Origin of the sequence: Pseudomonas entomophila (genome assembly GCF_018417595.1) — a bacterium.
GTDB lineage: Bacteria > Pseudomonadota > Gammaproteobacteria > Pseudomonadales > Pseudomonadaceae > Aquipseudomonas > Aquipseudomonas entomophila_C.
The window spans coordinates 1,500,379-1,515,152 of record NZ_CP070982.1; the positions used below are offsets into that span (position 1 = coordinate 1,500,379).

Sequence of the window (14,774 nt, forward strand, 5' to 3'; positions counted from 1 at the left end):
GTGGGCAAGCCCGCTCCCAAAGTGCCTTGTGCCAGCGGGCATTCCCGTGCAGATTTGTGGCTTCGCGCGCCCGGCGTGCCTCCAATGACAAAGCCCAACCAGGTACAAGGACGATGAGTCACCCCTCGCAATTCACCCTGCTCGGCAAGCGGCGCTTCCTGCCGTTCTTCATCACCCAGTCGCTGGGCGCCTTCAACGACAACCTGTTCAAGCAGTCGCTGATCCTGGCCATCCTCTACAAGCTGAGCCTGGAAGGCGACCGCTCGATCTGGGTCAACCTCTGCGCGCTGCTGTTCATCCTGCCGTTCTTCCTGTTCTCGGCGCTGGCCGGGCAGTTTGGCGAGAAATTCGCCAAGGACCGCTTGATCCGCGCGATCAAGCTGGCCGAGATCGTCATCATGGCCATCGGTGCGACCGGTTTCGTCACCCACCATCTGGAACTGATGCTGGTGGCCCTGTTCGCCATGGGCACCCACTCGGCGCTGTTCGGCCCGGTCAAGTATTCGATCCTGCCCCAGGCCCTGCGTGAAGAGGAGCTGGTGGGGGGCAACGGCCTGGTGGAGATGGGCACCTTCCTGGCGATCCTGGCCGGTACCATCGGCGCCGGGGTCTTGATGTCCTCCAGTCAGTACGCAGTATTAGCCGCCGCCGGGGTGGTGGGCACCGCGGTGCTCGGTTACCTGGCCAGCCGCTGGATCCCCCGCGCCGCTGCCGCCGCGCCGCAGATGAAGCTGGACTGGAACATCTTCCGCCAGTCGTGGGCCACCCTGCGCATGGGCCTGGGGCAGACCCCGGCGGTGTCGCGCTCGATCGTCGGCAACTCGTGGTTCTGGTTCGTCGGCGCCATCTACCTCACGCAGATCCCGGCCTATGCCAAGGACTGGCTGCACGGTGACGAAACCGTCGTCACCCTGGTGCTGACCTTGTTTTCGGTAGGCATCGCCATCGGCTCGCTGCTGTGCGAGCGCTTGAGTGGCCGCAAGGTGGAGATCGGCCTGGTGCCCTTCGGCTCCTTCGGCCTGACCCTGTTCGGTTTGCTCTGGTGGTGGCATTCGGGCGATGTACCGGCCGGCGCCGTGCCCCATGACTGGCTGGCGTTGCTGGGCATGAGCCAGGCCTGGTGGATCATGCTGTCCATCGTCGGGCTGGGCATCTTCGGGGGCTTCTACATCGTGCCGCTGTACGCGCTGATCCAGGCGCGTACCCCGGAAGACCAGCGGGCCCGGGTGATCGCCGCCAACAACATCCTCAACGCCTTGTTCATGGTGGTTTCGGCGATCGTCACCATCGTCTTGCTGAGCGTTGCAAAGCTGAGCATCCCGCAGTTGTTCCTGGTGGTGTCGCTGCTCAACATCGCGGTGAACGCCTATATCTTCAGGATCGTGCCCGAGTTCACCATGCGCTTCCTGATCTGGCTGCTCAGCCATTCGATGTATCGGGTCGAGCACCGCGAGCTCGAGCGCATCCCCGACGAGGGCGCGGCCTTGCTGGTGTGCAACCACGTGTCGTTCGTCGATGCGCTGCTGATCGGCGGCGCCATTCGCCGGCCGGTGCGCTTCGTCATGTACTACAAGATCTACAACCTGCCAGTGCTCAACTTCGTGTTCCGCACCGCTGGCGCGATCCCCATCGCCGGGCGCGGTGAAGACCAGGCCACCTACGAGCGTGCCTTCGCCCGAATTGCCCGGTACCTGGCCGATGGCGAGCTGGTGTGCATCTTCCCCGAAGGCAAGCTCAGTGCCGACGGTGAGATCGATGTGTTCAAGGGTGGAGTGAATCGCATCCTGCAGGAGACGCCGGTGCCGGTGATTCCGCTGGCGTTGCAGGGGTTGTGGGGCAGTTTCTTCAGTCGCGACCCGAACAAGGGCTTCTTCAAGCGCCTGTGGTCGCGGGTAACCATCGTGGCCGGCGCCGCCATCCCGGTGGAGGCGGCGCAGCCCGAGGCGCTGCGCGAGCAGGTCAGCCTGCTGCGTGGCGATATGCGTTGAAGGGGAGGGAAGTGGAGGTCAGCTGGCGCTGACCTTCAGGCCGACCAGGCCGGTGATGATCAGTGCAACGCTGGCCAGGCGCACCAGGGCCATCGATTCGCCGAACAGGATGATCCCGGCGATCACTGTGCCGACCGCGCCGACGCCGGTCCAGATGGCATAGGCGGTACCCAGCGGCAGCTCTTTCATGGCCAGGCCCAGCAGGCCGAGGCTGATGACCATGGCGCCGACGGTGAGAATGGTGGGGAGTGGGCGAGTGAAGCCGTCGGTGTACTTGAGGCCGACAGCCCAGCCGACTTCGAACAGGCCGGCGAAGAACAGGATGATCCAGGACATGGTGAGTCTCCATCATTATCAAAGATGGGGCCGTCCCCGGAGCGATCACGCACTGCGTCGTGAGGTCGTCCTCACAGTGCGCACTATAGTGCACATTTTTCGGTGGTGCGGCAAGCCTGAGGGATCAGCGGTGCCTTTGCCGACCTCTTCGCGGGTAAACCCGCTCCCACAGGTCATTGGCCATCAGTGGGAGCGGGTTTACCCGCGAATGGGCCGGTGCAGGCACCTTCAAAGGTCAGGCCGGCACCGGTTTGTCATGCGCCTCAGACCCCCTGCGGAATCTCCTCGCCCCCCAGCGCCTCGAACAGCGCCGGCAGGAACTCGGTGAAGGTCATCATCATCAGGGTGAAGCTGGCGTCGAATTGTTGCTGGGCTTCATCGCCGCCGTCCTGCTCGGCTTGCTCCTGCAGCAGTTCCTCGAACTTCAGGCGCTTGATCACGGTCTTGTCGTCGAGCACGAACGACAGCTTGTCCTGCCAGGCCAGGGCCAGCTGCGTGACCACCTTGCCGGTGCTCAGGTGCAGCTGGATCTCTTCACCGGTCAGGTCCTGGCGCTTGCAGCGCACGATGCCGCCGTCTTCGCCGGTGTCGCGCAGTTCGCACTCGTCCAGCACATAGAAGCCTTCGGCGGCTTGCTGCGACTTGACCCAGTCGGTCATGGTCGCGGCCGGGGCGATCTTCACGGTCACCGGACGCACCGGCAGCGAACCCATGACTTCGCGCAGGGTCGACAGCAGGTCCTCGGCGCGCTTGGCGCTGGCCGAGTTGACCAGGATCAGGCCCAGGCGCGGGGCGATGGCGGCGAAGATCATCGAGCGGCGGATGAACGCGCGCGGCAGGAAGGCCTGGATGATCTCGTCCTTGATCTGGTCGCGTTCCTTCTTGTAGACCTTGCGCATCTGCTCGGTCTCGATTTCCTCGACCTTCTCCTTGACCGCGTCGTTGACCACGCTGCTGGGCAGGATGCGTTCTTCTTTACGCGCGGCGATCAGCAGGAATTCACCGCTGACGTGCACCAGGGGAGCGTCGGCGCCCTTGCCGAACGGGGCGACGAAACCGTAGGTGGTCAGCTCCTGGCTGGCGCAGGGGCGGGCCGGCTTGCTGGCCAGGGCGGCTTCCAGCGCTTCAGGCTCGAACGGGACATCCTGGGTCAGGCGGTAGGTCAGCAGGTTCTTGAACCACATGAGGGGGAATCTCTCCTTAATGCATAAGGCGGGCATTATTCTCCGAGCGGTGGTTCGAGGCCAGCCCTGTCAGAGGGCCAGCAGGCATATATAAGGAGGGAAATGCCCGGCGCAGCTAGGTCTTTGAAAGGCCTGGCATTTTTTTTTGAAATTTTTGAAAAAAGTGCTTGCCAGGGTACTGGGTCCTCCGTAGAATGCGCGCCACACCGAGACGAAGGGTGATTAGCTCAGCCGGGAGAGCATCTGCCTTACAAGCAGAGGGTCGGCGGTTCGATCCCGTCATCACCCACCACTCGATGTATAGCGCGGCGGTAGTTCAGTCGGTTAGAATACCGGCCTGTCACGCCGGGGGTCGCGGGTTCGAGTCCCGTCCGCCGCGCCATATTCAGCTTCAAGGGCCCACTGAACACCCTGAAGCTACAGAAAAAGCGACCTTAGGGTCGCTTTTTTTGTTTCTGGCATTGCGCCAGAATGCCCCCTGTCCGCCGCATGTGGCCAGCAGGCCCTGCGCCGGTTCTTATCGCAAGCAAGAGACCGACCATGCAGGATGCCAGCCTCTCTCCTTCCTCCACGCAATCCGCCCCGCTGCTGGGCATCGACCTGGGTACCACCAACAGCCTGATCGCAGTCTGGCAGGATGGCGAAGCGCGTCTGATCGCCAATGCCCTGGGCGAAGTGCTGACCCCTTCGGTGGTCAGTGTCGATGACGACGGCAGTATCCTGGTCGGGCAGGCCGCCCGAGCTCGGTTGACCACCCACCCGCAACACACGGCGGGCGCGTTCAAGCGGTTCATGGGCAGTGACAAGCAGTACCTGTTGGGGGAGCACCGATTCACCCCCGAAGAGCTGTCGGCCTTGGTGCTGGGCGCGTTGAAGCAGGACGCCGAGGCCCACCTGGGTTGCCCGGTGAGCGAGGCGGTGATTTCGGTGCCCGCCTATTTCAGTGACGAGCAGCGCAAGCGCACGGTGTTCGCCGCCGAGCTGGCCGGGCTGAAGGTGCAGCGGCTGATCAACGAGCCCACCGCGGCGGCCATGGCCTATGGTCTGCACGAACAGAAGTTCGAGCGCACCCTGGTCTTCGACCTGGGCGGCGGCACCTTCGACGTCACGGTGCTCGAATACGCCCTGCCGCTGATCGAGGTGCATGCCTCCACCGGTGACAACTACCTGGGCGGCGAAGACTTCACCGACGCATTGCTGCAAGCCTGCCTGCACGACTGGCGCCTCAAGGTCGAAGACCTCGAGCCCCAGGCCCTGGCCAGCCTTCACGATGCCGTCGAGCAGCTCAAGCGCGAGGCCGGCGAGGGTAGTCGCACGTTGAACTGGAATGGCGATGGCCAGGCCCGTGAGTGGGTGCTGGACGACCTGAAGCTGCAAGCGATCTGGGCGCCGTTGCTGGCACGGGTGCGCACACCCATCGAACAGGCCCTGCGCGATGCCCGGCTCAGCCCGCGCGAGCTGGACAGCCTGGTGCTGGTCGGCGGCGCCACGCGCATGCCGCAGGTGCAGCACCTGGTGGCCAAACTGTTCGGCCGCTTGCCGTACCGGCACCTGGACCCGGACACCATCGTCGCCCTGGGCGCCGCCAGCCAGGCAGCCTGCAAGGCGCGCGACGCGGCCATCGACGAGCTGATCCTGACCGATGTCTGCCCCTACACCCTGGGTATTGCCTGCTCGCGCGGCGAAGAGGTCACCGGGGCCTTCTCGCCGATCATCGAGCGCAACACGGTGATCCCCACCTCGAAGGTCCAGCGCTTCCACAGCACCCATCCCGAACAGCAGTTCGTGCGCATTGCCGTGTACCAGGGCGAACGCCCCTGGGTGCGTGACAATATCCTGATCGACAGTTTCGAGATTCCCTTGCAGCAGACCGGCGAGGTGCAGTCGCTGGACGTGCGCTTCAGCTACGACATCAACGGCCTGTTGGAAGTGGATGTGACCTTCCTCGAAAGCGGCCAGAAACACAGCCACAGCATTGACCGCAGCCCCACCGGGCTGGATGCCGAGGCGCGCCGGGCCAGCCAGGAGCGCCTGGCGCGGCTGAAGATCCATCCACGCGACACCCTGCCCAATCGCACCCTGCTGGCCCGCCTGGAGCGGGCCTGGATGCAGAGCCTGGGCGATGAGCGCGAGCAGATCGGCAGTTGGCTGGATGCATTCAACGCGGTGTTGGCCAGGCAGCAGGCCGCTGAGATCAGCCGCGAGCGCCTGGCGTTGAGCCAGGCGCTCGACGAACTGCGCTACTGACCGTTCAAACGCCGCAAGGTGGCCTGCAGGCCGCCTTCCATCGGCATGGCCTTGCCTGGCGGCGGCCCGTACTGGTTTGGCAGCTTGTTGCCGGGCATGCCCAGCAGCACCAGGGTTGTGAATGGCAGCACACGGCTGACCAGCATTAGCAGCAGCAGGGTCGGCACGCCACGGCCGAGGTCGCGCAAGCGGCGCAGGCTGGCGCTGATCATCAGCACCGCGACCACCGCGATCAGTGCCGGGAACTTCAGGGCCATGGCGCTGCATGGCACGGCGGCCACCAGATGCAGGGCGAAGCCGGTGCGGTTCAGACGACTGTTGAGCTTCCAGAATGCCCAGAAGGGGGCGGGCGGCTGGTTCAGGTCGTTGCCCAGCATGCGCTCTGCCCAGGACAGCACGGCCATGCTTGCGCAGCGCAGGCCGGGGTGCTGCCGGGTATCGTCCTTGATTTTCTGCAGGGCGCACAGCGCCCGGGGCTTGGGTGGCGTGCAGTCGTTGAGCAGGCTGTTCAGCGCGTCCAGCACATCCTTGAACGCGTGGCTGTCGATGCCCTGGCTACGCAGAACTTCGGCCGGCGGCCGTCCGGCCTTGCCGTTCACCAGCCCGCGACGCAGCGGCTCGAACCAGGCGCCGTGCAGCGCCATGGTTTCAAGACGGTTGCGCAGGCGCGTGCGCTGTTCCTCGCCCAGTGAGCGGTCGTGGTACAGCACCGCGCAGAACAGCAGGTAGCTCAGCGGGCTCTCGTCGAGCAGGCGGTCATCCTCTTTGTCCAGGCAGGCCGCCAGCTGCGCGGCGCTGGGCAGGCGCGCGCTGTCGAGGGCCTGCTGCAGGGTCTGCGGGGGCGCGGAGAAGGTGAGCGCTGGCAGGCTGTTGCCGCCTTCGGGGGCATCGAGCGCCTGCAGGAGCTGCGCGTGCTGCTCGGCGAAGGGGTGGTCGGCGGGGTACTGCATCTGCCCGGGCAATGCCGGGTCGATCAGCGCCAACCAACGTGACTGCTGCTCCATCAGGGCGAGCATGAACAGCTGCTGGCGATGCCAGCCCCACAAGGCCTCGCCGTCAGGCATCGCTGGCAGCAGCACGCCGTCCTCGGCCAGGCGGCCCTGTAATGGCAGGGCGAATGGCGTGGTGAACAGGCGGTTCATCTCGAACTGGTTGTTGAGTGCGATCAGGGCCTGGGCTGAATAGACGCGCATGCGCCGCAGCCATTCGCGACATACCGGGCGAATGGCATCCTCGGTCAGTGCATCGGGCAGCTCGAGCGCAGGGTCTTCGCTGGCGCAGAATTGCACCAGGGCCTGCACCACAGGCGATTGCTCGAGCCAGCGCAGGTGTTGCGCGGCCTGACGTTGGAAGCCTTCCAGGATCAGTGCGTCGAGCGGGTCCTCGCCGGGCTGGCGTGACAGGATCTGGCGTAACAGGCCTGCTTCGCCGCGTTGCAGGGCCCAGGCTTGCCAGTACAGGTGATGCAGTGCGCGGTCGGGCTGCTCGTGCAGCAACCAGGCCAGCAGTGGCAGCTCGTCGTCACCGTCCAGGCGCCAATCGACAAAGGTGCCAGCCATCCCGCCAAGCCCCAGGCGCGCGGCTTCGGCCCAGCGTGCCAAGGTCTGTGGCGTCTGCGCCGGGCTGCCCCAGGCCTGGGCCGGATCGGCCAGGTCGGTGGGCCAGGAGGCGGGCATGTGCAACTGGTCGAAGGCCTGGATCAACAACGGCAGGCGCTGCGGTTGATGGCGTGCGCACAGGTCGATCAGCCAACGCTCGGCCTGGGGGTGCTGGTGTTCGCGGTACAGTCGCAGCCAGCAGTCCAGGGCTTGCTGTTCGGCGTCCAGGGCATGGGCCTGGCGCGCCATCAGGTAGAGCAGGTCGACGTCGTTGGGCGCCTGCTGCAGGCGCTCCTGCAGTTGGCCGTGGAAGGCGCGGCTGCCGATGCCCGCCTGGCTGAACTGCACCAGCAGGCGCTGCATCAGGGCGGGGTCGTCGGGGATGGCCAGGCAGGTGTGCACGTTGACGAACTGCTTGTATTCGAACAGCGGGTGCTGCTGGTAGCAGTATTCCAGGCTGCGGAAATACCACAGGCTTTCCAGCTGGGCGCTGGGCGGCCAATCGCGCATCAGTGCGGTGTCGTAGGGGTCGGGCTCTGCCAGGCGGTCGAGGAAGGCTTCCACCTCATGAGGGTTTTCCAGGCGCAGCAACTGTTGCGCCCAACCCAGGCGCTGGGCCAGCAGGCTGGCGCAGCGATGCGAAAGCGGGCCGGCGTCGCGAAGGGTGGCGAGCAGGTGCCAGCTCAGGTCCTCCAGTTCGTCCAGTGGCAGTGTGTCCAGGTCGTCGATGTAGCGCTGCCAGGCGGGCGGATCGAAACGGGTAGCCGGCGCTTCGAGCAGGCTGTGGAAGGCTTGCAGCGCAGGATGCACGGTGGTGTGCTCGGCCGCGGGTTCCAGGTCGTCGGGCGCTGGCGCGGCGCGTTCGCGGGCCAGGCGCTGGGCTTGCTCGTAGGCTTCGCGCAGAGCCTTGAAACCTTCCGGGTCGGTCTCGGGGTGGTGCGAGGGCAGCCGGCTGCGATAAGCCAGGCGGATGGCATCGAGGTCCTGGGTCGGTTCGATCCCCAGACGAATCCAGCAACTCATGACCAGCAGTCCTCTTCCAGCGTTGTGGGGCGTTGTGGCTCGGGCAGGGGCAGGTCCCAGGGCAGCTCGGCGAACAAGTCGTGGGCACCATGACGCAGGTTGAGCACGATGCAGCGGTTCCAGTGCTCGCTGCCCTGGCGCTCGAGGTTGGCGGCCAGGGTGTCGTCGCTGCTGCCGCTGGCGTTCCACAGTGCCTTGCCGAACAGGTAGCCGGCCAGGTAGCTGTCCCAGCGGTTGTAGTAGTGGCGGGCGCGCAAGGCCAGACGGTAGTGCAGATAGAGGCTTTCCTCGCGGCTGACCAAGCCTTTCTTGACCCCGGCACGGAGCAGGTAGCTCATGCGGCCCAGGTCCCAGGCGCGGGTGCCGCCGGGGCCGCAGTCGGGGAAGGTGCGCGCGGCGTACTGATGGCGGATGCGTTCACGTGGGGACAGGGTGTCGAGCAGGGCCTGCCATTGGCTGGGCAGGCAGCGCTGGTACTGCCAGTAGGCTTCGCTCAGTTCGGTGGCGTGGCCGTTGTCGGCCATGCTCAGCATGTCGAGCAACTGGGCGCGGGTGCTGATGCCCCACCAGCGTTCCAGGTCGGCCTGGTCTTCGCCTTCGAAGTAGTCGGGGGCGGTGTAGCTGGCGCCGTTCAGGGCGGCCATGGGGGCGGAGAGGGCATGCAGCCAGTGCTGGGCGGGTTCGTCCATGAGGGGTCCTGAGGGGGCTTTGGGCTGGCGCGGATTGTAATGCAATAGTCTTGCTGCGCGCTTGAGATCGAGCGCCGCCCGCGCGACGCATCGCGGATGAATCCGCTCCTACGTTTGTTTCGGGTAGGAGCGGATTCATCCGCGATGCGCCGAACCGGCGGCGCTTGATCTCCCTGGCGCCACATCTCTCATAGCGACCCCTGAAAGGGCTGGTAAAGGTGTTCGAATGCCAATCCGTCAGCGCCGAACCTCCTCCCCCCGAAGCGTCAGCACCTCGTACCCACGCTCGGTCACCGCCACGGTATGCTCCCACTGCGCCGACAACGTGTGATCCCGCGTGATCACCGTCCAACCATCGCGCAGCCCGCGGGTCCCGCGGCCGCCCTGGTTGATCATCGGCTCGATGGTGAACACCATCCCCGGCTGCAGTTTCATGCCCATCCCACGCTGGCCGTAATGCAGCACCTCGGGCGCCTCGTGCATCTGCGTGCCGATACCATGCCCGCAGTACTCGCGCACCACGCTGTAGCCGGCGGCTTCAGCGTGCACCTGGATGGCGTGGCCGATATCGCCGAGGGTGGCGCCGGGTCGTACCTGCTCGATGCCCTTCCACAACGCGTCGTAGGTGGTGTCCACCAGTCGCCGGGCCTCTGCGCTGATCTGCCCGATGCAGTACATCTTCGACGAGTCGGCGAGATAACCACCCTGCTCCAGTGTGATGTCGACGTTGACGATCGAGCCTTCGTTCAGCACTTCACCCACCTTGGGCATGCCATGGCACACCACATGGTCCACAGAAGTGTTCAGCGAGTAGGGGAAGCCGTACTGGCCCTTGCTCGCCGGGCGCGACTTGAGCGTCTCGACGATGAAGGCTTCGGCGCGGTCGTTGATCTGCATCGTCGTCACGCCCGGGCGGATGAAGCCGTCGAGGTGGGCGAACACCTGGGCCAGCAGTTGCCCGGCGCGGCGCATCAGTGCCAGCTGGGCGGCATCCTTGAGAATGACCTGGCTCATTGCAGCAGTTCCTTGAGATTGGCCTGTTCCTGGCGCAGCAACTGGCGCAGCAGGTCCTGGTAGGTGGCTTGCGGATGCAGCTCGGCGAGCATGCCGAGGCGGATCCAGTGTTCGGCCTGGGCGTTGATCGAGCGCGACAGCGCGGCGCTGGCCACGCGCAGGTCTTCGTGGAGGTCGTCGGAGATCTTGACGATGCCCATGGTGGGGTACCCGTATATATGAAACGTATACGAAGCATATCGCTTGGCCAGGCCTGAACGCCACCCAATGGTGCGACAGGCCCAAGACGGTGCGCCAAAGGAAACTGTGGGAGCGGGTTTACCCGCGATCAAGGGCGAAGCCCTTGCCCTTTGCCACGGTGGATTCTTCGCGGGTAAACCCGCTCCCACAGGGGGATCAGAGCGCCAGCACTATCCATAGGGAAGCATGGCCCGGCTTTTGCTGTCGCTCATTCATCAGGCCATCAACGTCGATGGCCGACTTTCATCACGACGAAGGCGCCGTGTTGCCCCGCTTGCCAGTGCAGGCCGGGGCAGCCGGCGCCTTTGTCGTTTCATCAGCAGGAGATCGCCGATGAGCAGCAGCGAGGTCCGCAGCGTTTGCCCCTACTGTGGCGTGGGGTGCGGCATCGTCATGAGCGTGGCCGACGGCAAGGTGGTCAAGGTCAGTGGCGACAAGCAGCACCCGAGCAACTTCGGCCGCCTGTGCACCAAGGGCCTGACCGCGCACATCCCCCTGACCACCGGGCGCATGGCCTACGCCTGGCTGCGCCGCCAGCGCGACCAGGAACCGGTGCGCGGCGCTCTGGACGAGGCCATCGCCGAAACCGCGTCGCGCCTGCGCGCGATCATCGACCGGCACGGGGCGGACGCCGTGGCCTTGTACGTCTCGGGGCAGATGTCGCTGGAGGCCCAGTACCTGGCCAACAAGCTGGCCAAAGGGTACATCCGCACCCGCCATATCGAGTCCAACTCGCGCCTGTGCATGGCCAGCGCCGGCAGTGGCTACAAGCAATCGCTGGGCGCCGATGGGCCGCCTGGCAGCTACCAGGATTTCGAGCATGCCGAGGTGTTCCTGGTGATCGGCGCGAACATGGCCGACTGCCACCCGATCCTCTTCCTGCGCTTGCTCGACCGGGTCAAGGCCGGGGCCCGGCTGATCGTCGTCGACCCCCGGCGCACGGCCACCGCCGACAAGGCCGACCTGTTCCTGCAAGTGCGCCCGGGCACCGACCTGGCGTTGCTCAATGGCCTGTTGCACCTGCTGCACGCCAACGGCCATACCGACCCCGACTTCATTGCCCAGTACACCGAAGGCTGGGAGGCGCTGCCGGCCTTTCTCGCCGACTACACCCCTGAACGCGTTGCCGCCATCACCGGCCTGGCCGAGGCCGATATTCGCCAGGCCGCGACCTGGATCGGCAAGTCCACAAACTGGATGAGCTGCTGGACCATGGGCCTGAACCAGAGCATCCACGGCACTTGGCACAGCAATGCGCTGTGCAACCTGCACCTGGCCACCGGCGCCATCTGCCGCCTGGGCAGCGGGCCGTTTTCCCTGACCGGCCAGCCCAACGCCATGGGCGGGCGCGAGATGGGCTACATGGGGCCGGGCCTGCCGGGCCAGCGCTCGGCGCAGGTCGAGGCCGACCGTGATTTCGTCGAGCGGCAGTGGCAACTGGCACCGGGCACGCTGCGCAGCGACGGCGGCGAAGGCACGGTGGCGCTGTTCGAGCAGATGAAGCAGGGCGAGGTGAAGGCTTGCTGGATCATCTGCAGCAACCCGGTGGCCAGCGTCGCCAACCGCCAGCAGGTGATCGACGGCCTGCGCCATGCCGAATTGGTGATCTGCCAGGACGCCTTTCTCGACACCGAGACCAACCGCCATGCCGACATTCTCCTGCCCGCTGCACTGTGGGCCGAAGGCGAGGGGGTGATGATCAACAGCGAGCGCAACCTCACCCTGATGCCGCGTGCGGTGGAGCCGCCCGGTGAAAGCCTGGAGGATTGGCGCCTCATCGCCCGGGTGGCCTGCGCCATGGGCTATGGGCAAGCCTTCAACTACCCCGATGCCGAGGCGGTGTACGAAGAGATCCGCCGCTTCTGGAACCCCGCCAGCGGTTACGACCTGCGTGGCATCGGCTACCCCGAACTGCGTGAGCGCCCGCGGCAGTGGCCCTGTGCGCCGGGTCGGGAAGACGCCCGCAGCCCGTTGCGCTACCTCAACGACGGTATCAGCCAGCCACTGTTGCACGATGGGCAGGCATTGACCTTTCCCACGCCCAGCGGCAAAGCGCGGTTCCTGGCGCGGCCCTGGCTACCCGCAGCCGAGCAGGCGGACGAAGCGTATCCCTTCGTGCTTAACACCGGGCGTGTGCAGCACCAGTGGCACACCCTGACCAAGACCGGCCAGGTGCCCAGCCTGAACAAGCTGGAGCCGGGTCCCTTCGTCGAAATCAACCCTGAGGATGCCCAGCGCCTGGGGATTGGTGACCGGGACACGGTGGCGATCCGCTCGCGGCGTGGCCTGGCGCAGTTGCCCGCGCGGATCAGTGATCGCGTGTTGCCCGGCGGTTGCTTCGCGCCGTTCCACTGGAACGACCTGTACGGCGAGCAACTGGCGATCAATGCCGTGACCTGCGACGCGGTCGACCCGACTTCTCTGCAACCCGCTTTCAAGTATTGCGCCGTGGCCCTGGAGCGGGTCGCGGGCGAGCGTATCGAAGCCCTCGACCTTGTTTCGGAGCCCACCCGCATGCCCACCACCACCTTGTCTCGCCTGCTTGGCCTGGATGTCCTGCCAGCACCGGAGCTGGCAGAAGACGAGCGCCATTACCTGCAAGGCTTCCTGTTCGGCCTGGGCCAGGCCCGTGCCGAAGGGGTTCCGCGCTTGCCGGTCGAGGCACCCCTGGCTCCTGCCCGGCGTCTGTTCGTCGATGGATTGCTGGCAGCCTTGTTCACCCAGCCGATACCTGTCAGTGAAATCCCCAGTCATCACGTGTTGTGGGCCTCGCAGACCGGCAACAGCGAAGCCCTGGCCGAACGTTGTGCGCAGCACCTTCGCGCAGCAGGGTTGGCGGTGCGCCTGAGTTGCATGGATACGCTCGGCCCGGCGCAGTTGCAGGGGGCTGCCAGTGTGCTGCTGATCGCCAGCACCTTCGGCGACGGTGACGCCCCGGATTGCGCCACGGCGTTCTGGCAGGCCCTGCAAGGCGAGGAGGGCGGGCACTGCGCCACCTTGCCCTACGCGGTATTGGCCCTGGGTGATTCGAGCTATGACCAGTTCTGTGGCTTCGGGCGCAAGCTCGACCAGCGCCTGGCTGAACTGGGGGCTCGGCGCCTGCTGGCGCGGGTCGATTGCGAAGGGGATGTCGACGAGGCCTTCAGCGGCTGGCTGGGCGCCTTGCTGGAACAGTTGGGCAGTGCCAGGCCGACACCCGCCGAGCCCAAGCCGGTCGCGGGCTATGGCAAGCAGCAACCGTGGCGTGCGGCGGTGCTGGAAAACCGCCTGCTCAATACACCCGGGTCGGCCAAGGAAACCCGTCAGCTGGTGTTTGACCTGCGCGGTAGCGGCTTCACCTATCAACCGGGCGATGCGTTGGGTGTGTGGCCACGCAATTGCGCGGCGCTGGTCGAGGAGTTGTTGCAACTGATGCAACTCGATGGGCAGGCCACGGTCGAGCTCAAGGGGCATGCGCCAATGCCGCTCTCGGTCGCGCTGGAACATCACCTGGATATCACCCGGGTCACCCCGCAGCAACTCGAGCGGTTCAGCCAAGGCAGCGACGACCTGCGCCGTCTGCTGCAACCTGAGCGCAAGGCCGAAATGAAGGCCTGGCTGTGGGGGCGGCAACTGGCCGATGTGTTGAGCGCCTTTCCACAGCGCTTGTCGCTGACGGACTGGTTGGGCTTGCTCAAGCCCTTGCAGCCACGCCTTTACTCGATCAGCTCCAGCCCCAATGCGCATCCCGACCAGGTACACCTGACCGTCTCGACCGTGCGCTACGGGGAGCGCAAAGGTGTCTGTTCAAGCTTTCTCGCCGACCGTGCCGGCGCGTTGGAGGTGGCGATCTTCCCGCAGCCGTCGAAGCACTTCCGCCTGCCCGAGGATGACGCCACGCCGATCATCATGATTGGCCCTGGCACCGGTATCGCGCCGTTTCGCGCCTTTCTGGAGGAGCGTGAAGTGCGCGGGGCGAGCGGGCGCAACTGGCTGTTCTTCGGCGAGCAGCATGCGGCCAGCGATTTCTATTACCGCGAGCAGTTGCTGGCGTGGGAAGGCAGTGGGCACTTGCGGTTGAGTACCGCCTTCTCCCGCGACCAGCCAGAGAAAATCTATGTGCAGCAGCGCTTGCTGGAGCACGGCGCCGAGCTGTGGCAATGGCTGGAGGAGGGCGCCTTCATCTATGTCTGCGGCGATGCCCAGTGCATGGCCAGGGATGTGGATGCGGCGCTGCGCCAGGTGGTGGCGGTGCAGGGCGGGATGAATGAAGACGCGGCGGCTGCCTGGGTCGAGGCGCTGGGCAAGGCTGGGCGCTATCGGCGGGATGTGTACTGAGCGCCCCGTGATGGTGACCCCTGCACCCAAGCGGTGCATGTAGACGGGCACGATCTCTGTAGGAGCGGCTTCAGCCGCGATCATCCGCGAAGCGGATGCCAGGCACCGCGCCGCCCGTTTCGCGGCTGAAGCCGCTCC

Annotated in this window: 9 protein-coding genes and 2 tRNA genes; 5 read left to right on the top strand and 6 right to left on the bottom strand. The window is 65.7% G+C overall.

What is annotated here, in order from left to right:
• Nucleotides 1-113: 113 nt before the first annotated feature.
• The gene (locus tag JYG34_RS06600; protein ID WP_213659973.1) at nucleotides 114-1,988 is read left to right on the top strand and encodes an MFS transporter; all 1,875 of its coding nucleotides are present in this window, start codon (nucleotides 114-116) and stop codon (nucleotides 1,986-1,988) included.
• Nucleotides 1,989-2,006: 18 nt separating this feature from the next.
• On the opposite strand, the gene sugE is transcribed toward JYG34_RS06600, so the two are convergent.
• Together sugE and rdgC are read right to left on the bottom strand one after the other, a co-directional pair.
• A complete protein-coding gene (gene sugE, locus JYG34_RS06605; RefSeq protein ID WP_011532697.1) occupies nucleotides 2,007-2,324 on the bottom strand; it encodes a quaternary ammonium compound efflux SMR transporter SugE in 318 nt (105 codons plus the stop codon).
• A 263-nt stretch (nucleotides 2,325-2,587) separates the two neighbouring features.
• On the bottom strand, nucleotides 2,588-3,508 hold the full coding sequence (gene rdgC / locus JYG34_RS06610) for a recombination-associated protein RdgC (protein WP_213659974.1): 921 nt from the start codon (nucleotides 3,506-3,508) through the stop codon (nucleotides 2,588-2,590).
• A gap of 216 nt (nucleotides 3,509-3,724) precedes the next feature.
• On the opposite strand from rdgC, the gene JYG34_RS06615 reads away from it, so the two are divergent.
• The 3 genes from JYG34_RS06615 to JYG34_RS06625 all read left to right on the top strand — a co-directional run bounded on the left by JYG34_RS06615 (nucleotide 3,725) and on the right by JYG34_RS06625 (nucleotide 5,755).
• A tRNA-Val gene (locus JYG34_RS06615) sits at nucleotides 3,725-3,800 on the top strand.
• Between the two features lie 13 nt (nucleotides 3,801-3,813).
• Nucleotides 3,814-3,890, top strand: a tRNA-Asp gene (locus JYG34_RS06620).
• 158 nt (nucleotides 3,891-4,048) lie between these two features.
• On the top strand, nucleotides 4,049-5,755 hold the full coding sequence (locus tag JYG34_RS06625; RefSeq protein ID WP_213659975.1) for a molecular chaperone HscC: 1,707 nt from the start codon (nucleotides 4,049-4,051) through the stop codon (nucleotides 5,753-5,755).
• On the opposite strand, the gene JYG34_RS06630 is transcribed toward JYG34_RS06625, so the two are convergent.
• From JYG34_RS06630 to JYG34_RS06645, 4 genes are all read right to left on the bottom strand, one after another.
• Nucleotides 5,749-8,376, bottom strand: a complete 2,628-nt coding sequence (locus tag JYG34_RS06630) for a DUF805 domain-containing protein (RefSeq protein ID WP_213659976.1) — start codon at nucleotides 8,374-8,376, stop codon at nucleotides 5,749-5,751. The two genes, JYG34_RS06625 and JYG34_RS06630, sit on opposite strands and share 7 nt — an antisense overlap.
• Nucleotides 8,373-9,065: a DUF1266 domain-containing protein gene (locus JYG34_RS06635; protein WP_213659977.1), complete on the bottom strand. Its 693-nt coding sequence runs from the start codon at nucleotides 9,063-9,065 to the stop codon at nucleotides 8,373-8,375. The genes JYG34_RS06630 and JYG34_RS06635 overlap by 4 nt, the downstream gene beginning before the upstream one ends.
• A gap of 237 nt (nucleotides 9,066-9,302) precedes the next feature.
• Entirely contained in the window at nucleotides 9,303-10,079 is a 777-nt protein-coding gene (map, locus tag JYG34_RS06640) for a type I methionyl aminopeptidase (RefSeq protein ID WP_213659978.1), read from the bottom strand.
• On the bottom strand, nucleotides 10,076-10,279 hold the full coding sequence (locus JYG34_RS06645) for a ParD-like family protein (protein ID WP_011532704.1): 204 nt from the start codon (nucleotides 10,277-10,279) through the stop codon (nucleotides 10,076-10,078). Before JYG34_RS06645 ends, map begins: the two co-directional genes overlap by 4 nt.
• A 373-nt stretch (nucleotides 10,280-10,652) precedes the next feature.
• On the opposite strand from JYG34_RS06645, the gene JYG34_RS06650 reads away from it, so the two are divergent.
• On the top strand, nucleotides 10,653-14,636 hold the full coding sequence (locus JYG34_RS06650) for a bifunctional nitrate reductase/sulfite reductase flavoprotein subunit alpha (protein WP_213659979.1): 3,984 nt from the start codon (nucleotides 10,653-10,655) through the stop codon (nucleotides 14,634-14,636).
• Nucleotides 14,637-14,774 lie beyond the last annotated feature (138 nt).

Bases quoted from the DNA above. Each gene is read 5' to 3' on its own strand.
- JYG34_RS06630 (WP_213659976.1), bottom strand. From the start codon at position 8,376: ATGAGTTGCTGGATTCGTCTGGGGATCGAACCGACCCAGGACCTCGAT.
- JYG34_RS06650 (WP_213659979.1), top strand. From the start codon at position 10,653: ATGAGCAGCAGCGAGGTCCGCAGCGTTTGCCCCTACTGTGGCGTGGGG.
- JYG34_RS06625 (WP_213659975.1), top strand. From the start codon at position 4,049: ATGCAGGATGCCAGCCTCTCTCCTTCCTCCACGCAATCCGCCCCGCTG.
- sugE (WP_011532697.1), bottom strand. From the start codon at position 2,324: ATGTCCTGGATCATCCTGTTCTTCGCCGGCCTGTTCGAAGTCGGCTGG.
- JYG34_RS06645 (WP_011532704.1), bottom strand. From the start codon at position 10,279: ATGGGCATCGTCAAGATCTCCGACGACCTCCACGAAGACCTGCGCGTG.
- JYG34_RS06635 (WP_213659977.1), bottom strand. From the start codon at position 9,065: ATGGACGAACCCGCCCAGCACTGGCTGCATGCCCTCTCCGCCCCCATG.
- map (WP_213659978.1), bottom strand. From the start codon at position 10,079: ATGAGCCAGGTCATTCTCAAGGATGCCGCCCAGCTGGCACTGATGCGC.
- JYG34_RS06600 (WP_213659973.1), top strand. From the start codon at position 114: ATGAGTCACCCCTCGCAATTCACCCTGCTCGGCAAGCGGCGCTTCCTG.
- rdgC (WP_213659974.1), bottom strand. From the start codon at position 3,508: ATGTGGTTCAAGAACCTGCTGACCTACCGCCTGACCCAGGATGTCCCG.